Source organism: Mesorhizobium sp. B1-1-7, assembly GCF_006442705.1.
Classification (GTDB): domain Bacteria; phylum Pseudomonadota; class Alphaproteobacteria; order Rhizobiales; family Rhizobiaceae; genus Mesorhizobium; species Mesorhizobium opportunistum.
Genome location: NZ_VFWQ01000004.1, coordinates 101,107 through 118,852, shown reverse-complemented (window position 1 = coordinate 118,852; position 17,746 = coordinate 101,107). Strand labels below are relative to the sequence as shown.

Annotated in this window: 15 protein-coding genes, 1 tRNA gene and 1 pseudogene; 10 read left to right on the top strand and 7 right to left on the bottom strand. The window is 63.7% G+C overall.

Annotated elements, in window-relative coordinates:
* Window positions 1-183: 183 nt before the first annotated feature.
* Window positions 184-411, bottom strand: a pseudogene (locus tag FJ978_RS07710) (helix-turn-helix transcriptional regulator); the annotation flags it as partial.
* A gap of 93 nt (window positions 412-504) precedes the next feature.
* Here FJ978_RS07710 and FJ978_RS07705 point away from each other — a divergent pair.
* The gene (locus FJ978_RS07705; RefSeq protein WP_140571452.1) at window positions 505-1,134 is read left to right on the top strand and encodes a hypothetical protein; all 630 of its coding nucleotides are present in this window, start codon (window positions 505-507) and stop codon (window positions 1,132-1,134) included.
* 503 nt (window positions 1,135-1,637) lie between these two features.
* On the opposite strand, the gene FJ978_RS07700 is transcribed toward FJ978_RS07705, so the two are convergent.
* Together FJ978_RS07700 and FJ978_RS07695 are read right to left on the bottom strand one after the other, a co-directional pair.
* Window positions 1,638-1,711 (bottom strand) — tRNA-Gln (locus FJ978_RS07700).
* 334 nt (window positions 1,712-2,045) lie between these two features.
* Complete coding sequence (locus FJ978_RS07695; protein ID WP_140571450.1) at window positions 2,046-2,978, bottom strand: lysylphosphatidylglycerol synthase domain-containing protein; 933 nt, start codon at window positions 2,976-2,978, stop codon at window positions 2,046-2,048.
* 277 nt (window positions 2,979-3,255) lie between these two features.
* On the opposite strand from FJ978_RS07695, the gene FJ978_RS07690 reads away from it, so the two are divergent.
* Window positions 3,256-4,620: a Ppx/GppA phosphatase family protein gene (locus tag FJ978_RS07690; RefSeq protein WP_140571448.1), complete on the top strand. Its 1,365-nt coding sequence runs from the start codon at window positions 3,256-3,258 to the stop codon at window positions 4,618-4,620.
* A gap of 223 nt (window positions 4,621-4,843) precedes the next feature.
* On the top strand, window positions 4,844-5,638 hold the full coding sequence (locus tag FJ978_RS07680) for an RlmE family RNA methyltransferase (RefSeq protein WP_140571445.1): 795 nt from the start codon (window positions 4,844-4,846) through the stop codon (window positions 5,636-5,638).
* Window positions 5,639-5,837: 199 nt separating this feature from the next.
* On the opposite strand, the gene FJ978_RS07675 is transcribed toward FJ978_RS07680, so the two are convergent.
* The gene (locus FJ978_RS07675; protein WP_140571443.1) at window positions 5,838-7,259 is read right to left on the bottom strand and encodes an MFS transporter; all 1,422 of its coding nucleotides are present in this window, start codon (window positions 7,257-7,259) and stop codon (window positions 5,838-5,840) included.
* Between the two features lie 268 nt (window positions 7,260-7,527).
* On the opposite strand from FJ978_RS07675, the gene FJ978_RS07670 reads away from it, so the two are divergent.
* The 5 genes from FJ978_RS07670 (at window position 7,528) to FJ978_RS07650 (ending at window position 10,899) form a co-directional block, all read left to right on the top strand.
* A complete protein-coding gene (locus FJ978_RS07670; RefSeq protein WP_013896039.1) occupies window positions 7,528-7,773 on the top strand; it encodes a type II toxin-antitoxin system prevent-host-death family antitoxin in 246 nt (81 codons plus the stop codon).
* The gene (locus tag FJ978_RS07665; protein WP_013896038.1) at window positions 7,770-8,225 is read left to right on the top strand and encodes a PIN domain-containing protein; all 456 of its coding nucleotides are present in this window, start codon (window positions 7,770-7,772) and stop codon (window positions 8,223-8,225) included. Before FJ978_RS07670 ends, FJ978_RS07665 begins: the two co-directional genes overlap by 4 nt.
* Window positions 8,226-8,359: 134 nt before the next feature.
* On the top strand, window positions 8,360-9,862 hold the full coding sequence (guaB, locus tag FJ978_RS07660) for an IMP dehydrogenase (protein ID WP_013896037.1): 1,503 nt from the start codon (window positions 8,360-8,362) through the stop codon (window positions 9,860-9,862).
* A gap of 22 nt (window positions 9,863-9,884) precedes the next feature.
* Window positions 9,885-10,436: a hypothetical protein gene (locus FJ978_RS07655; protein WP_181176790.1), complete on the top strand. Its 552-nt coding sequence runs from the start codon at window positions 9,885-9,887 to the stop codon at window positions 10,434-10,436.
* Window positions 10,437-10,479: 43 nt separating this feature from the next.
* Complete coding sequence (locus FJ978_RS07650; protein WP_140571439.1) at window positions 10,480-10,899, top strand: MAPEG family protein; 420 nt, start codon at window positions 10,480-10,482, stop codon at window positions 10,897-10,899.
* Window positions 10,900-10,966: 67 nt separating this feature from the next.
* On the opposite strand, the gene rnd is transcribed toward FJ978_RS07650, so the two are convergent.
* The 3 genes from rnd to FJ978_RS07635 all read right to left on the bottom strand — a co-directional run bounded on the left by rnd (window position 10,967) and on the right by FJ978_RS07635 (window position 14,800).
* Window positions 10,967-12,118: a ribonuclease D gene (gene rnd / locus FJ978_RS07645; RefSeq protein ID WP_013896034.1), complete on the bottom strand. Its 1,152-nt coding sequence runs from the start codon at window positions 12,116-12,118 to the stop codon at window positions 10,967-10,969.
* Window positions 12,119-12,193: 75 nt separating this feature from the next.
* Window positions 12,194-13,438, bottom strand: a complete 1,245-nt coding sequence (locus FJ978_RS07640; RefSeq protein ID WP_140571437.1) for an MFS transporter — start codon at window positions 13,436-13,438, stop codon at window positions 12,194-12,196.
* Between the two features lie 129 nt (window positions 13,439-13,567).
* Entirely contained in the window at window positions 13,568-14,800 is a 1,233-nt protein-coding gene (locus FJ978_RS07635; RefSeq protein ID WP_140571435.1) for an MFS transporter, read from the bottom strand.
* Between the two features lie 118 nt (window positions 14,801-14,918).
* On the opposite strand from FJ978_RS07635, the gene FJ978_RS07630 reads away from it, so the two are divergent.
* Entirely contained in the window at window positions 14,919-15,677 is a 759-nt protein-coding gene (locus tag FJ978_RS07630) for a DeoR/GlpR family DNA-binding transcription regulator (RefSeq protein WP_140571433.1), read from the top strand.
* 209 nt (window positions 15,678-15,886) lie between these two features.
* Window positions 15,887-17,677: an aspartate--tRNA ligase gene (gene aspS / locus FJ978_RS07625; protein WP_181180391.1), complete on the top strand. Its 1,791-nt coding sequence runs from the start codon at window positions 15,887-15,889 to the stop codon at window positions 17,675-17,677.
* Window positions 17,678-17,746: the final 69 nt, after the last annotated feature.

Here is a 17,746-nt window from a genome sequence, read left to right as displayed (position 1 = left end):
ATTTCGCCAGAAAACGACGCGTTATCAATGTCTTGGCTAGGTTTTCCACAGGTGTAACAATCTGTGAATCATTGCCCGTTGACTTTGATTTCCTTGTGAAAACTGGGGATAAACCCCGACGCAACCCTTTGATTGAGCAAGATCACCCCGAATCGATAGCCCGATTAGTCCGAACTAGCGCGGTTTCCGCAGCCTTACGCCGGCGCCGCCGCCATTCTCGGCGATGAATTCGACGCCCGCTGATTCAAGCGCGGCGCGCACATCGGCTAACGTCCTGTCATAGGGTGTCCTATTACCGCGTTCGAAGTCGGCAAGGGTCTTTGTCGCGACCTTGCTTGCGGCCGACAGCTGCGCCTGCGACCAGTCCAATAGCGCCCTGGCGGCTCGGCACTGTGACGGCGACATTTCCATTTTTACGAAACCTTACCTAAAATCAGTTGACTTCAATCGCGTAACGTTACACAAAAACGGTTATCGCATATCGCGACTTTTGGAGCAACCACCATGCCGAACACCCATGTTCCGGCGGCCGGCGAAGCTGTGCCGTCGAAGTGCACCATCTTCCTAGCGATGACGCCGACCCTTCGCTTGCAGCTCGCGACGACGATCGAGAGCCTGATCGCGCTGCTCGACGAGATCGACGGCGATTCCGACGTTGAGGCGACCGGCGACGACGAGCCGTCGCTCGGCTGGAATGCGGCAGGGCAGCCGGGCTTCACCGAAGACGTCGAGTTCGATACCGGCGACGACGAGGATGGCCACGATCGGGAGCCCACCTTGGGCGCGTCAAACGACTACAATGGCAGCCGAAATCAGACTTGGTCCTATCAAGGGTCATCTCAGCAGGACGAGTGCGAGGTCGAAAACGAGCACGGCGGCGACATCCTCGACGAGCCGCACGACGAGGAGGACCGCGAGTCGTTCTTAGGTTGGACGGAAAAATGCGGCCAGACCGGCGTCGGGCTCGATGGCTGGACAGAAGCCGACGACGAAGGGCCAGAAGACCATCTCTGGCTGGGGTCGGGCTTCACAGGCGCCGGCTATGTCGAAGGGCGGGAGATGGTCCGGAAGATCGGCGCCTATGCCGGCGAGCCCGAGCCTGTCCGAGTGCTGTGCCTGCCGGCTCGGCGCTGAAATTGGAAACGAGTTCTGAGCTGGAAGCGCTCCGGGCCATGGCGGCAGGCGTCAGGTCTCCAGACCATCCGGCCATGCGGGTCGAACGTGACGCCACCTCGATCGCCAGTGCGATGGCGACGATTCACGGAGGGCGGTGGCGGGTCGAGATCGACCATCTGGTCGGGCTCGTTCTGGTTCGGCGGAGTGATTGACGTGGCCTGTTCATCACCTGCTTGGTGCCGATAGTGCATGACCTGCTCGTGTCGCCGGCAATCTGGAAATATGGGGATAGGGAGGATCGCGATCTTAAAAAAATGGCGCGCGCCATCGGCATCCGTTGTGGAACAATCCAAGCACAAATGAAGCAATTCGTGTTGCACTCGTGTTGCAATGACCAGACGGGAATTTCTAGGAAACAACAGAAAATCAACGGATTAGCTACGAATTACCGACATATCCAATGCAACACGAAACTCGAGGCGAGGAAGGCGCTAACGGTCTGAATTCGTTGAGAAAAATCTTGGCTGGGGAACCTGGATTCGAACCAGGACTAACGGAGTCAGAGTCCGTGGGTCTACCGTTAACCTATTCCCCAGCAGGCGTGGTCATGGACCGCGCGGGCCGAACGGCTGAGCCGCTTGAGCGCTGCCTTGTAGCCGCCAGCGGAAAATAGTCAAGCCTGCTCTGCGGCTCAAATCGGCCAAATCGCACAAGTTTGCGCTGCCCCTCATCCGCCTGCCGGCACCTTCTCCCCGTATAGGGACGGGGAGAAGGGAGGTGCCGCTACGTCGCTTCCTATGTGCCGCTGGCGGTTGGCGAAATCGCCGCCACCAGCATCTTTCTCCCCGTCGCTATACGGGGAGAAATGCCCGGCAGGGCAATGAGGGGCGGCGCTGACCTCGGTGCTTGCAAGGCAATTATCCCGCGCCTCAGCTCTCTGTCCGGCTGAACTGCGAGCGTTCGAAGAACAGCACGACGCCAAGCCCGAGAATCAGCGGGATGATGAGATAAAACAGCCGGAACACCAGCAGCGCCGCCAGCACGCCGACCGGGTCCATGTCCGAAAGCCCGGCCAGGAACACCACCTCGAACACGCCGAGGCCGCCCGGTGCGTGCGAGATCTGGGCGATCGAGAACGAGACGAGGAAGATGCCGAGCACGACGAAATAGCCGGGATTGTGGGCCTCGGGCAGGGCGAAGAAGATGATCGCGGTCGCCGCCAGGAGTTCGATCGGGCCGACCAGCAATTGCCTGGCGACGATCGGCAGTGCTGGATAATGCACCTGAAAGCTGGCGATCTTCAGCGGGCGCAGGTGCAGCCAGCTGCCGAATATGTAGGCGGCGACGAGGATCAGCATGGCGATGCCCGCCGCTTCCGACAGGCCGTGATGGGCAATGCCGGAGAACCGGTCGAGAACCTGCGGCTCGAAGACCAGCACGAGGCCGGAGACGAGGATGGTCGACAGCACGAAGGTGATCCAGCAGATCGCCACCAGCACGCCGACATCCTGGCCGGTCAGGCCCCTGGTGCCGTAGGCGCGGTAGCGGATGACGGCGCCGGAGAACACTGAGCCGCCGATATTGTGCGACAGCGCGTAGGTGGTGAAGGAACAGAGCGTCACGAACAGCCACGACACCTTTTTGCCGATATGCAGCAGGGCGATGTGGTCGTAGCCGGCGAGCGAGGCATAGGCGATGACCGAACTCAGCCCCGCCAGCGCCCAGCCGCGGGTTGGGATGGCCGTGAGACCCTCCCAGACGTCGTCGAGCGAAATGCCGCGCAGTTCGTGCCAGAGCAGCAGCAGTGAGAAGATCACCGCGGCGATGCCGACGACCGGCCAGAAATAGCGTCTCCAGTTCATTGCCTGACTGCCATGCGTTGCGTTTCCGCTTCCTTTTTGCCTGATGGTGGGAGGCCGGCTGCCCGGTGACCTCAGTCCATTTCAGAAATGCCTCATCGAAGCCGGCTATTCAACCGCGAACACTTGTCGCGCAGGCGGCCGCGCGGCCAGCCGGCAAAATTCAGCAACCGGCTCTTGGTGATCGGGCGCGGCACTGTTAGTCTGGCGGCAACTTGAAACATGCCAAAGCGCCTGCTGCGTCCGTCACCCGGTTCGCGCGGCGCCGGAAGGAACGACAGTGGAAGACCGCGACACCGGCGCAGGCGCGCCGGAGGTGGGCGCGTCCAGCGCTTCCCCAGGGCCATCGGGCTCGGGGACGGCCGGTTGGCAGCAACGCCGCCCGACGGAGCCTCGCTCCGCTGACGGGCAGGCGGGCGACGCGACCCACAACCAGAAGGGCAAGCCCAAGAAGCGGCGCAAGCGAAGGCGCGGGCGCAAGGTTTTCGCGCGCGATGAAGCGCGTCCGCAGGACAATCGATCGCCGATGCCGGGAACGGCCGCGGTCCTGGCAGTGGCGCCTATTCCGTCGGCGGCTGCGGTGATCGCGTCGGTCGTTCCAACACCACGCCCCGAACAGGGTACCCGTCGGCCTCCGGTGCACGAGCTTCCCGTTTTCGCGGCCCTCGACCTCGGCACCAACAATTGCCGGCTGCTGGTCGCGGTGCCGACGCGTCACGGCCAGTTCCGCGTCATCGATGCCTTCTCGCGCATCGTCAGGCTGGGCGAGGGGCTGACCGCCAATGGCCGGCTCGGCCAGCCGGCGATGGACCGCGCGGTCGAGGCGCTGAAAGTCTGCGGCGACAAATTGCGCGGCCGCAAGATCAGGAAGGCCAGGCTGATCGCCACCGAGGCCTGCCGCTCGGCCGAGAACGGCGTCGAATTCCTCGAACGCGTCGAGCGCGAGGCCGGCCTGAAGCTCGAGATCATCGACCGCCAGACCGAAGCACGGCTGGCGGTTTCCGGCTGCGGCTCGCTGGTCGAACGCGAGACGCAGGGCGTCGTCCTGTTCGATATCGGCGGCGGTTCTTCCGAAATCGCATTGATCGACCTCACCGGCCGCCGTTCGCCGCGGCTCGCCAACCACATCGTGTCCTGGACGTCGCTGCCGGTCGGCGTCGTCTCACTGGCCGAACGTTTCGGCGGCCGCACGGTGACGCGCGAGATTTTCACCGCCATGGTCGATGACGTCGCCGGCCGGCTGGCCGCGTTCGATGGCCGCGACCGGCTGAGCCATCTCAAGGCCAGCCCGAATTTCCATCTGCTCGGCACATCCGGCACGGTGACGACGCTCGCCGGTGTCCACCTCGATCTCGAGCGCTACGACCGCCGCCGTGTCGACGGGCTGTGGATGGACCGCGACAGCGTCGATCGCATGGTCGAGAAGCTGGTTGGCTGGGATTTCCAGCAGCGCTGCGCCAACCCTTGCATCGGCGCGGATCGCGCCGATCTGGTGCTGGCCGGCTGTGCTATATTGGAAGCCATCCGCGCGGTGTGGCCGTCGGAGCGGCTGCGTGTCGCCGACCGCGGCCTGCGCGAGGGCATATTGAGCGAGCTGATGGCCGATGACGGCGTCTGGCGCAACGATGGGCGGGGCAGGGCATGATCCCGAATCTAAGGACCTCGTCAGCAATGAGCAGTCGACCCCCACTCCGTCGAGCTTCGCTCGACACCTCTCCCCCGGTCGACGGGGGAGAGGAAGGGCGCGAGCGTGCGCCGGCTGGCGCCTTTCCTCTCCCTCCGGAGGGGGGAGAGGTGGCGCCGAGAAGCGGCGACGGAGTGGGGGAAGCCCTCCGCGAGACGCACATGCTCAAGCAAGAAATCAACCAATGACCAAGAAACCGGAAAAACCAGGCTCCGCCAGCATTCGCGTGCTGAAGACGCGAATCAAGAAGAAGAGCGGCTTGAAGGAATCGTCGCGCCGCTGGCTGCAGCGCCACATCAACGATCCCTATGTCCAGCGGTCGAAGGCCGACGGCTACCGCTCGCGCGCGGCCTACAAGCTGATCGAGATCGACGACAAGCATCACTTGCTCAAGCCCCGCATGAAGGTGATCGACCTTGGCGCCGCGCCCGGCGGCTGGTGCCAGGTGGCGGCCGCGCGGACGAAATCGACGGCGGAAAACCCGCATGTCATCGGCATCGACTATCTGGAAATGGATGCCGTGCCCGGCGCGCCGGTGCTGCTGATGGATTTTCTCGATCCGGCAGCCCCGCAGAAGCTGGCCGAGGCGCTGGGTGGTGACCCCGATGTCGTGCTGTCCGACATGGCCGCACCCACCACCGGCCACAAGCGGACCGACCATATCCGCACCATGCATCTGTGCGAGGTGGCCGCCGATTTCGCGCTGTCGGTGCTGAAGCCGGGCGGACATTTCCTCGCCAAGACGTTTCAGGGCGGCGCGGAGAACGAACTGCTCTCGATGCTCAAGAAGAATTTCCGGTCGGTGCACCACGTCAAGCCACCCGCCTCGCGCGATGAGTCGGTAGAGCTTTATCTCTTGGCGAAGGATTTCAAGGGGCGAGAGGCCGGTCCGCCATCAGGCGGATCGGAACGTCCAATGGACGTTCCGAAGGACTCAAGCGCCCGGAGCCATAGCGAAGGGCCGGGGGACGCTGAGTAGCGTCTTCCCTTCTGCCCTTGCGGGAGAAGGTGGCCTCGCGAAGCGAGGTCGAATGAGGGGTGGTCCAGCTTGGCGATATGCTTGCAAAGCCACGACTGCGCCTCTCACCAACGCTTCACTCCGCTGGAACACCCCTCATCCGTCTCGGCGCTATCGCGCCGATCCACCTTCTCCCGCAAGGGGAGAAGGGAAGGCCAATTCACTCCCCCGGCGATCTCACCGGTTCCAGCGTCTTGGGCGTGGTCAGCCGGCCATGGCCGGAGACGGCGTTGCCGGCATCGGGCGTCAGGCGCATGAACGACAGCGACGCGGCGGCCGAAATCGCGGCGACGATGAAAAAGGCGAGGTGGAAATCGGCCAGCATCAGCGGTCCGCCATGGATGCTCGTCGACACTTCCAGGATGCCGCCCGCAACCGCCACGCCGAGCGCGATCGACAATTGCTGGAAGACGGCGGCGATCGGCGTCGCCTTGCTGGTATCCTCGGCCGAAACCTCCGCATAGGCGAGGGCGTTGACGCCGGTGAAGAACATCGAGCGGATGAAGCCGCCGACCAACAGCATGGCCAGCATCAGCAGATAGGGTGTGTCGGGGGTGAACAGGCCGTTGATGGCGATCGACGCCGCCGCCACCAGCGAGCCGACAATCAGCACGCGGCGGAAGCCGGCAACGCGAAAGATCAGCGCGGTGACGAACTTCATGCCGATGGCGCCGATCGCCGAGACAAAGGTGATCATGCCGGACTGGAACGGCGTCAGACCGAAGCCGATCTGGAACATCAGCGGCAGCAGGAACGGCACGGCACCGATGCCGATGCGGAACAGACTTCCGCCAAGCACGGACGAACGAAACACCTGATTGCGAAACAGTTCGAGCGCCAGCAAGGGGTTTTTCGCGCGGCGGGCATGCATCAGGTAGAGCGCGCCCGACAACAGGCCGACAGCGACGGTGATGAAACCGGTCGCCGGCGGCAGATAGGGCAGGCTGACCACCGAGAGGCCGAACACGACGCCGGATGCCGCCAGGCCGCTCAGCACGAAACCGATGAAATCGAGTGGCGGCGTTTCCATCGATTCGGTTTCCGGCAGAAAGCGGGTGGCGAGCCAGATGCCGACCAGGCCGATCGGCACGTTGATCAGGAAGATCCAGTGCCAGGTGAAGTAGGTGGTGATGAAGCCGCCGACCGGCGGTCCGACCAGCGGACCGACCAATGCGGGAACGGTCAGCCACGACATGGCGGCGACCAGTTCGCTCTTGGGTGTGGCGCGTACCAGCACGAGGCGCCCGACCGGCGTCATCATGGCGCCGCCAATGCCTTGCAAGAACCGCGAGACCACGAAGGCCGGCAGCGAACCGGAGAGAGCGCAGGCGATCGAGCCGGCGATGAACACCGCGATCGCGGCACGAAAGACGTTCTTGGCGCCGAAGCGGTCGGCCATCCAGCCGCTGATCGGAATGAAGATCGCCAGCGACACCAGATAGGCCGTCAGCGCCAGCTTGAGTGCGATCGGGCTGGTGTGGATGTCGATGGCGATCGCCGGCAGCGATGTCGCGATGACGGTCGAATCCATGTTTTCCATGAAAAGAGCGACCGCCAGTATGAGCGGGATGGTGCGGTTCACGAGCGTGGCCGTTTCAGATTTCTTTCCGGCCCACTTCTTGTCTAGAAAGGGGGCAAGCCGATACAAGGGGGCGGTTATCACGGCCGGACACCGATGTCGTGTTAATTTGCTGTCACTTTTGTGCGACCGGGCCGAGACGGCGACGGCTCTCCTGGCCTGCCCGAGAGACTGGCGGCCGCATTCCAGGGCGGTGGGCGGCGATGAGAAGCTTGCGGAAAACGGTGCGCCTCATTATTGTAGTGATAATAACTACTATATAGGCCGTATCATGGAAGAAGCCGTTTCGGCAGCCGATGCCAACCGCAAGTTCTCGCTCATCCTGCGCGGTGTTCGCGAAGGACAAAGCTACGTCGTGACCAGTCACGGACGCCCCGTGGCGCGGATCGTGCCCGCGGATCAACAAGAGGGGGTGGTTTCCCGCTCGCGCGCAGCGCTGCTGTCGCGCCTCGAACGCCAGCCTGCGACCGATGTTGGGCGCTGGACCCGCGATGAGCTTTACGAGGACGAGCGGTGAAGGTCGCGCTCGACACCAATGTCCTTGCCTATGCGGAAGGGGTCAACGGTGTAGAGAAGCGCGACACCGTTCTCGAGTTGATGCGCAAGGTCCCGCAAGAGGCCGCCATTATTCCCGTTCAGGTCCTTGGTGAATTGTACAATGTTCTCGTCCGCAAGTCCGCAAGACCGCCTGTCGAGGCCCGGGATGCCCTTCTGAGCTGGCGCGATGCGTTTGCGGTTGCCGCGACAACGCAGGACGTGATGATGATGGCGGCTGATCTGGCGACGGACCATCGCTTCAGCATTTGGGATGCGGTCATTCTCTCCGCCGCCTCGCAAGCCGGTTGCCGGCTGCTGCTTTCGGAAGATCTGCAGGACGGCTTCACATGGGGAGGGGTAACTGTCGTCAATCCTTTCGCATCGCCGCGCCATGCCTTGCTGAATGCTCTCGTGGGAGAGTCCGCCGAATAGACGCGCCGGGCGCAACGATCGGCTTTTCATCGGCGCCACGACGTGTTACCAGCCAGCGCCAATCCTGAAAGGGAATAACGAGTCGGCGCTGTCCATTCCGGTCCAGCGCCTTTCATGCATTCTAAGGACTGGCCATGGCAAAAATCATCGAAACGTCCACCGGCGCACTGGCGCTGACCTTTGACGACGTGCTTCTGCAGCCGGGTCATTCCGAGGTCATGCCTGGCGAAACCGATGTCCGCACCCGCATTGCCGGCGACATCGACCTCAACGTGCCGATCCTGTCGGCCGCCATGGACACCGTCACCGAGGCGCGTCTCGCCATCGCCATGGCCCAGGCCGGCGGCATTGGCGTCATCCATCGCAATTTCTCGCCGGCCGAGCAGGCCGAGCAGGTGCGGCAGGTGAAGAAATTCGAATCCGGTATGGTGGTCAACCCGGTCACCATCGGGCCCGATGCTACCCTTGCCGATGCGCTGTCGCTGATGCGCACCTATTCGATCTCGGGCATTCCGGTGGTCGAGAATGGCGGCACCGGCGGTCACAAGACGGGGCGGCTGGTCGGCATACTGACCAACCGCGACGTGCGCTTTGCCTCCGATCCGGCGCAGAAGGTCTACGAGTTGATGACCCGTGAGAACCTGATCACGGTCAAGGAGAATGTCGATCAGGACGAGGCCAAGCGGCTTCTGCACCAGCACCGGATCGAAAAGCTCGTCGTCGTCGACAAGTCGGGCAATTGCGTCGGGTTGATCACCGTCAAGGACATCGAGAAGTCGCAGCTCAACCCGCATGCCACCAAGGATGCGCAGGGGCGCCTGCGCGCCGCCGCCGCCACCAGCGTCGGCGACGATGGCTTCGAGCGCGCCGAACGCCTCATCGAGGCCGGCGTCGACCTCCTGGTGATCGACACCGCGCATGGCCACTCGCAGCGCGTGCTGGACGCCGTCACGCGGGCGAAGAAGCTCTCCAACTCGGTGCGCATCCTGGCCGGCAACGTCGCCACCGCGGAAGGCACGCAGGCGCTGATCGATGCCGGCGCCGACGCCGTCAAGGTCGGCATCGGCCCGGGCTCCATCTGCACCACCCGTATCGTGGCCGGCGTCGGCGTGCCGCAGCTCTCGGCCATCATGTCGGCGGTCGAGACGGCGCATAAATCGGGCGTTTCGGTGATCGCCGATGGCGGCATCAAATATTCGGGCGATCTTGCCAAGGCGCTCGCCGCCGGCGCCAGTGCCGCCATGATCGGTTCGCTGCTGGCCGGGACGGACGAGAGCCCGGGCGAGGTCTATCTGCACCAGGGCCGTTCCTTCAAGGCCTATCGCGGCATGGGTTCGGTCGGCGCCATGGCGCGCGGATCGGCCGATCGCTACTTCCAGGCCGAGGTGCGCGACACGCTGAAACTGGTGCCGGAAGGCATCGAAGGGCAGGTTCCCTATAAAGGACCTGTGTCTGGCGTGCTGCACCAGCTTGCAGGCGGGCTGAAAGCCGCTATGGGTTATGTAGGCGGCCGCGACCTTGCCGATTTCCGCGACCGCGCCACCTTTGTGCGCATATCCAACGCCGGACTTCGTGAAAGCCACGCCCATGACGTCACGATTACCCGCGAAAGCCCGAACTATCCCGGAGGAGTCTGACTCTTCCGGAACCTGGCGCAGCTTGACGGTGGCGGTCCTGCGGCTGTCACGTCATGCCGCGGCACTCTGTTTCCTGTCGGGCGCGGTTTTTATCGCCATGACGGGGTTGGAATTCTTCTATTTTCGTCAGCTGAGCGGCGGTTTGCCTTCGCTCGACATGCGCTTTTTCGGCTTCACGCCCGACGAAGGCATGGCCTGGCTGACGGCACTCGGTCGGCGCGGCGGCGAGATCATTCTCGTCTGGCACTATCTGACGTTCGACCTGCTGTTTCCGGCGCTCTTGTCGCTGACCCTGGTCAGCCTGATCCTGGCCATCGGCCGGCGCCTGAAGAATTTCCGCGTGCTGCCGCCGCAGGTGCAGTCGATCTTCGCGCTGGTCCTGGTGCTGCCCTATATGCTTGCCGACTATGCCCAGAACATCGCCGTAGCGCGTCTCCTGTCCGATTTCCTGTCGGCCAACCCGGATTCGCTGTCTTTCGCCTCGGCTCTGATCGTCACCAAATTCTTTCTTCTCGCCATCCCGGTGATCGTCATTGCCGCTTTCTGGCTGGCGAGCCAGAAACATCAGGCTTGATGCCGGACCGAAGAGCGCGCATTTACCGGGCAGGGGGCATGTCATGAATCAGACGGCGATCTTCTGGCCTGTCCTGGCGCATGTGCTGCTGATCTACATCGTCTACTGTGTCCTCGGCCGCCGCAGATATGGCGCGGTCAAGTCAGGCGAGGCCAAGGTCGGTCAATACAAGATACGCTCGACCGAGCCGGCGTCCAGCGCCACGGTCGCCGCCAATCTCAGCAACCAGTTCGAACTGCCGGTGTTGTTCTACGTGCTGTGCCTGACGCTGCATGCCACCAACGGCGTCAACTATCTGACGCTGGCGCTGATGTGGATCTTCGTCGCCTCGCGCTATGTCCACGCCTGGGTTCACCTGACCAGCAACAACCTGCTGCTGCGCAACCGCTCTTTCGTTATAGGTGCCGTGGTTATCCTGCTGGGCTGGATCTGGTGCGCGCTGCACCTGCTTGGGGTGGTTTGAACAGTCTGACCCTCTCCCTTGTGGGAGGGTCACTCCGCAAAGCGGAGCGGGCGGGGGTACGCTATTCCTACAAATCGAAGACCGCGATCTTGCGCTTGTCGAACTTGATGCCGATCTCGCCGCGAACCAGCTTCAGCGCCGCTTCGCCGAACACGGCGCGCCGCCAACCTTGCAGGGCCGGCACGTCGGCCTCCTCGCCTTCGGCCGCGATACGGTCGATATCGTCGCTGGAGGCCAGCACTTTCGAAGCCACGCCCTGCTTTTCGGCGATGATCCTGAGCAGCACTTTCAACAGTTCCGCGGCAGCGCTCGAGCCCTCGGGCGGCTGGAAACTCTTCGGCAGCTTCGGCATCTGCTCCTTGGGCAAGGCTAGCGCCGTGTTGACGGCGCCGAGCAGCGCCGTCGCCGTCGATGACCGCTCCCAGCCCTTCGGCGTCGTGCGCAGCTTGGCAAGGGCCGCCGCATCGCGCGGCGCCTGCTGCGCCACCTCGTAGATCGCATCGTCCTTGAGCACCCGGCCGCGCGGCACGTCGCGTTCCCTGGCCTCGCGCTCGCGCCATGCCGCCACGGCCTGCACGATCGCCAGTTCCTGCGGCTTGCGCAGCCGCATCTTCAGCCGCTTCCAGGCGTCCTCGGGATGCGGATCGTAGGTCTCGCGCGAGGTCAGGACGTCCATTTCCTCGTTCAGCCAGTGGGCGCGGTTTTCCCGCGCCAGTTCGGCGTTGAGGTGCTGATAGACCTCGATCAGATGGGTGACGTCGGCCAGCGCATAATCGAGCTGCTTGTCGGAAAGCGGCCGGTGGCGCCAGTCGGTGAAGCGCGACGACTTGTCGAGCCGCGCGCCGGTGATGCGCTGCACCAGCTGATCATAGGAAACGCTGTCGCCGAAGCCGCAGACCATCGCCGCGACCTGTGTATCGAAGACGGGATGCGGAACCAGGTCGCCGAGATGGACGATGATTTCGATGTCCTGCCTGGCGGCGTGGAAGACTTTGACCACCGCCTCGTTGGCCATCAGCTTGAAGAACGGCCTCAGGTCGATGTCCGATGACAAGGGATCGATCAGCGCCGTCACGCCCGGCGCGGCCATCTGGATCAGGCACAGGATTGGCCAGAAGGTCGTCTCGCGGATGAATTCGGTGTCGACGGTGACGAAATCCGACTTTTCGAAAGCGGCGAGAGCGGTCTCGAGTTCTTTCTGGGTGGTGATGACGTGCATCAAATCGCTTTTGGCAGGAGTAGGGTCTTCCTAGATTTCAGCCGGGAAGGCTTTCGTCAAGCCGTGGCACCCCCGTCACGGCCTTTCCGGACCGTCCGGATCGCCGTTTCTTCTGGCCAGCCGTGCGAAAACGGTGGAAGTGCGCAACAATGCGGTGAAACGGCTGCGCTTGCCCGCCGGCACGCCGGACCGGGCCTGCATGCGGTAGAGGATGACGGCGATGAAGATCGCGTAGACCATTGCGCTGAACACGAACAGCGCGCTCGGCCCGAAATACTGCATCGCGGTCGAGGCGGCGAAAGGGCCGCCGATGGCGCCGAATGAGTAGAACAGCATCAGCGCCGCGTTGATCAGCACGAACTCGCCAGTGTCGGCGCGGTCGTTGGAATGCGCCGCCGACAGCGAATAGAGCGGCATGGCGAAACAGCCGAAGATGAAGATGATGACGAAGTTGAGCGCGGGGTTGCTGCCGGCGATGAACACCAGCGCCAGGGCCGAGAGCATCGCGCAGCAGGTGGTCATCAACAGCACCCGGCGTCGGTCCCAGCGGTCGGAGAGATAGCCCAGCGGATACTGGATGATGGCGCCGCCGAAGATGCCGACGCTGACGAAGGTGACGACATCGGCGACCGACATGCCGATCTGCTCGGCATAAACAGGTGAGAGCGTGCGAAACGCGCTGTTGGTGACGCCCACGGCGATGCAGCCGAAGCAGCCCAGCGGTGAAATCCGCCAGACGCGCGCTAGGTCGAGCTTGACCCCCTCGGGCGGCGTGGGGTTGGAGCGGTCGCCGAGCGAGACCGGCACCAGCGACAGCGTGATCATGATCGACATGATGGCGAAGATGGTGAAGCCGCCGGCGCCGAAGACCGGGATCAGGAACTGGGCGCCGGTCACCGAACCGGTATCGACCATCCGGTAGATCGCCAGTACGCGGGCACGGTCGTGGTTGCTGACGCCGGAATTGAGCCAGCTTTCCACGATCGTGAACAGCCCGGCGAAGCAGAAGCCGCCGGCAAAGCGCACCGCGCACCACATCACCGGATCGAGGACCAGCACCAGCAGTAAGGTGCCGACCGAGGCGATCGCCGCCAGCGCCGAAAACGCCCTGATATGGCCGACCGCCTTCATGATGCGGGTGATGGCCAGGCAGCCGAGCAGGAAACCGGCGAAATAGAAGGTGCCCATCAGGCCGATGTCGGAGGCGGAAAACCCTTCCTGCGCACCGCGCAGCGCGATCAGCGTGCTCTGCAGCCCATTGCCGCCGAGCAGGATGCCTGCGGCGAGAAGAAGCGGGATCAAGGGGCGGATGGAAGACATGCAAAAGGACGATCACGTATCGGTGATCCTTCTTGAACCATTGCCCCGATCAACGCCAGCGGCAATTCCAGGTCGCCGACAGGGCGCGTGCTCCTTCAGGTCGCGCCGCCGGTCGTGCCGGAGAGCCGTTCATGCCTCGCCCGTCCGCACCGGTATTTTCCGCCGCGCCAGGTCGGGTGCTTCGTTCGATGGCGTAGCGGCCTTCTCCGAAGGCGCCCGTCGGCCAAGCGCGCCGGCGGTCAGCAGGCTGAGCGCAACGAACGGAATGCCGATGCCGAAGGCCGAGCGGATGCCCCAATGGTCCGAGACGAAGCCGAGCAGCGGCGGCCCGAGCAGGAAGGCGACGAAGGAAATCTGCGACAGCGCCGCGACATTGATTGCCGCCGGCCGGTCCGTCCGCTGCGCGGCCGCAGAGATCGCCAGTGGGAAGAGCGCGCTCGTGCCGATGCCTAGAAGAGCAAAACCCAGCATGGACAACAGCGGCGAAGGCGACAGGAAAACGATGAAGACGCCCGCCGCCATGCAGGCCAGCAGCACCCGCGCCACGCCGCTCGGCGAGTGCCGATCGACGAAGCTGTCGGCGAAGAAGCGCGTGGTCGCCTGCGAAAACGCAAACAGCGCCACGGTGAAACCGGCAACGAACGGGCCGGCTTCGAACACGGTGCGCATGTAGATCGCCGACCAGTCGATGCTGGCGCCCTCCATCAGCATCGCAGAAAGCGTCACCGCCACCAGGACAAGGATCGGCAGCGTTGGCCGCGCGAAGGTGGGCGCCTTGTCGCCGGTGCTGGCGAAACGGGCCGGTGCCGGCTGGTAACCGCCGAGAAACAGCGCCATGGATATCGCGACCATGGGCACGACAACAGCCAGGTGCAGTTGTGGCGACATGCCGAGATGCCCAAGTGCTGCACCGAACAGGCCGGCGCCGAAGAAGCCCATGCTCCAGAACGAATGCGCCCTGTTCATGATCCGGCGTTTCAGCAGGAATTCCGTTCTGTCGGCTTCGACATTGAGCATGATCTCGACGCTGCCGATCATCAGGCCGACCGGAAAGAGCATCAGGAACAGCGCCAGCGGACCCGTCGCATGTACGGCGATGGCATAGGCAAGCGCCACCAGCGGGATCAAGGCAAGCAGCGCGCGGCGGAAGCCGACGCGTTCGAGCAGCGGCGTCGCAAGGGTCAGCGCCGTCAAGGTGCCGATCGGCGTTCCGATCAGGCTGAGGCCGAGCGTGCCGTCCTCGATGCCCATGGCGTGCTTGATGTCGGGCAGCCGCGGAAAGATGTTGCCCATGGCAAAAGAATAGATCGCAAACCCGGCATAGACCCGGTGTTGAGGGGAGAGGCTGAGGCCAAGGGTCATCGCTATGCCTTCAAGGAAAGAGGAGCCGCGGCTGGTCTGCTTGACTGCCCGATGCGCCGACTTCTTGCATAATCATGCAGAACATGCAAGAACGTGCATAAAAATATAGGAATGTGCAATGCTGACCGATGAACGGCACCAACTCATTCGCGACCGGCTTGCGTCGGAGGGCCGGGTATTGGCTGGCGAATTGGCGACCCGCTTCGGTGTATCGGAGGATACGGTCCGGCGCGACCTGAGGGAACTGGCAAAGGCGGGACAATGCCGCCGCGTCTATGGCGGCGCGGTCGCGCCCGCACCATTCGCCGCGGCGTCCATCAACCTGCGCGGCAGCCATGCCGTCGAGGAGAAGATGCGGCTGGCGCGGACGGCGGTGGCTCTGCTCTCCAGCGGGCAGAGCCTGTTCATCGATGGCGGAACCACCAATGCCGCGATCGCCAAGGCCATTCCGCGTGACCTCGAACTCACCATAGCAACCAATTCGCTCGGCGTCGCCTCGGCCCTGTCCGATCACGCTCTGGTCGAATTGATCGTGCTGGGCGGAAGGTTCGACCGCGAACTCGGAACCTGCGTCGGAGGCGACACGCTGGCCGCCGTCGCGCAGCTTGGCGCCGATCTGTTTTTCCTCGGCTCCTGCGGTCTCGATGCCACAAGAGGCGTGACCGCTTTCGATTCGGCGGAAGCCGAGGTGAAGCGGGCCATGGCCAGGAACAGCGGCGGCATCGTCATCGCCGTTACCAACGACAAGCTGGCCACTGCATCGCCCTATCGTGTCGCCGGCCCCGAAGCGATCCGCCATCTGGTCGTCGACAAGACCGCGCCGGCCAGTATCCTTGCGGAATTCGAACGTCAGGGCGCTGAAATCCACTTCGCTTGAAGCCGTCGCCCGCGCATCCGCCAACGGGGTGCCCTGATTTCGAGTTTTCGCCCGGGCTTCGACCCGGGCTTCGACAAGGGATGTCGAAACAGGCGGCTGCGCTCGCTTGCCTTGACAAATCCGGCCTCCCATGCGCTTTTCGCGCAAATTTTGAGGCCGGGCTTGATGCTTCGGCCTGCAACCCAGCACCCCGGACTTTACCAATGACCATGCACCGTTACCGCAGCCACACCTGTGCCCAGTTGAGAAAGAGCGACGTCGGCTCGACCGTTCGCTTGTCGGGCTGGGTGCATCGCGTGCGCGACCATGGCGGCCTGCTGTTCATCGACCTGCGCGACCATTATGGCCTGACCCAGATCGTCGCCGACCCCGATTCGCCGGCCTTCAAGGTTGCCGAGACCGTGCGCGGCGAATGGGTGATCCGTGTCGACGGCGAGGTCAAGGCACGCTTGCCCGAGACCACGAACGCCAACCTGCCGACCGGCGAGATCGAGATTTTCGCCCGCGAGATCGAGGTGCTGTCGGCGGCCAAGGAACTGCCGCTGCCGGTGTTCGGCGAGCCGGACTATCCTGAGGACATCAGGCTGAAATATCGCTTCCTCGACCTGCGCCGCGACACGCTGCACAAGAACATCGTGGCGCGGACGAAAATCATCGCCGAGATGCGCAAGCGCATGACCGATGTCGGCTTCACCGAATTCTCGACGCCGATCCTGACCGCGTCCTCGCCGGAAGGCGCGCGCGACTTCCTGGTGCCGTCGCGCATCCATCCCGGCACCTTCTACGCATTGCCGCAGGCACCGCAGCAGTACAAGCAGCTGATCATGGTGTCGGGCTTCGACCGCTATTTCCAGATCGCGCCCTGCTTCCGCGACGAGGATCCGCGCGCCGACCGTCTGCCCGGCGAATTCTACCAGCTCGACCTGGAGATGAGCTTCGTCGAGCAGGACGACGTGCTGTCGACCATGGAGCCGGTGATGCGCGGGGTCTTCGAGACCTTCGCCAACGGCAAGCCGGTGACGCAGACATTCCAGCGCATCCCCTATGATGTCGCCATGCGCAAATACGGCTCCGACAAGCCCGACCTGCGCAACCCGATCCAGATGCAGGCCGTCTCCGACCATTTTCGCGATTCGGGCTTCAAGGTGTTCGCCAACATCCTGGCCAACGACCCGAAGGCCGAGGTCTGGGGCATTCCGGCCAAGACCGGCGGCAGCCGCGCCTTCTGCGACCGCATGAACTCCTGGGCGCAAGGCGAGGGCCAGCCGGGGCTGGGCTACATCTTCTGGCGCAAGGAGGGCGACAAGCTCGAAGGCGCCGGTCCGCTCGCCAAGAACATCGGCGAGGAACGCACCGAGGCGATCCGCCTACAGCTCGGCCTTGCCGATGGCGATGCCGCCTTCTTCGTCGCCGGCGATCCGAAGAAATTCGTCTCCTTCGCCGGTGCCGCGCGTACCCGCGCCGGCGAGGAGCTGAACCTCGTCGATCGCGAGCGCTTCGAACTGTGCTGGATCGTCGACTTCCCGTTCTTCGAATGGAACGAGGAGGAGAAGAAGATCGACTTCGCCCACAATCCGTTCTCGATGCCGCAAGGCGGCATCGATGCATTGAATGGCGAGGATCTGCTCGGGATCAAGGCGTTCCAGTACGATATGGTCTGCAACGGTTTCGAGATCGCCTCAGGCGGCATCCGCAACCATCTGCCCGAAACCATGGTCAAGGCCTTCGAGACGGTCGGGCTCGACCGTGCCACGGTCGAGGAGCGCTTTGGCGGCCTCTACCGCGCCTTCCAGTACGGCGCGCCGCCGCATGGCGGCATGGCTGCCGGCGTCGACCGCGTCGTTATGCTGCTGGTCGGAGCGAAGAACCTGCGCGAGATCACCATGTTCCCGATGAATCAGCAGGCCTACGACCTGCTGATGAACGCGCCTTCGGAAGCGAGCCCGCAGCAGCTTCGCGAACTGGCGCTGCGCGTCGCACCGACCAAGAAGGACGCCTGATCGGAAGCTTCGGGTGGCACTTTAAAGAACCGCCCGAACCGATTCTTTCGAGTCGATAATCCAAAAAAT

Coding starts and splice junctions, on each gene's coding strand:
- FJ978_RS07705 (WP_140571452.1), top strand. CDS start 505: ATGCCGAACACCCATGTTCCGGCGGCCGGCGAAGCTGTGCCGTCGAAG.
- FJ978_RS07695 (WP_140571450.1), bottom strand. CDS start 2,978: ATGAACTGGAGACGCTATTTCTGGCCGGTCGTCGGCATCGCCGCGGTG.
- FJ978_RS07680 (WP_140571445.1), top strand. CDS start 4,844: ATGACCAAGAAACCGGAAAAACCAGGCTCCGCCAGCATTCGCGTGCTG.
- FJ978_RS07670 (WP_013896039.1), top strand. CDS start 7,528: ATGGAAGAAGCCGTTTCGGCAGCCGATGCCAACCGCAAGTTCTCGCTC.
- guaB (WP_013896037.1), top strand. CDS start 8,360: ATGGCAAAAATCATCGAAACGTCCACCGGCGCACTGGCGCTGACCTTT.
- FJ978_RS07650 (WP_140571439.1), top strand. CDS start 10,480: ATGAATCAGACGGCGATCTTCTGGCCTGTCCTGGCGCATGTGCTGCTG.
- rnd (WP_013896034.1), bottom strand. CDS start 12,118: ATGCACGTCATCACCACCCAGAAAGAACTCGAGACCGCTCTCGCCGCT.
- FJ978_RS07640 (WP_140571437.1), bottom strand. CDS start 13,438: ATGTCTTCCATCCGCCCCTTGATCCCGCTTCTTCTCGCCGCAGGCATC.
- FJ978_RS07635 (WP_140571435.1), bottom strand. CDS start 14,800: ATGACCCTTGGCCTCAGCCTCTCCCCTCAACACCGGGTCTATGCCGGG.
- FJ978_RS07630 (WP_140571433.1), top strand. CDS start 14,919: ATGCTGACCGATGAACGGCACCAACTCATTCGCGACCGGCTTGCGTCG.
- aspS (WP_181180391.1), top strand. CDS start 15,887: ATGCACCGTTACCGCAGCCACACCTGTGCCCAGTTGAGAAAGAGCGAC.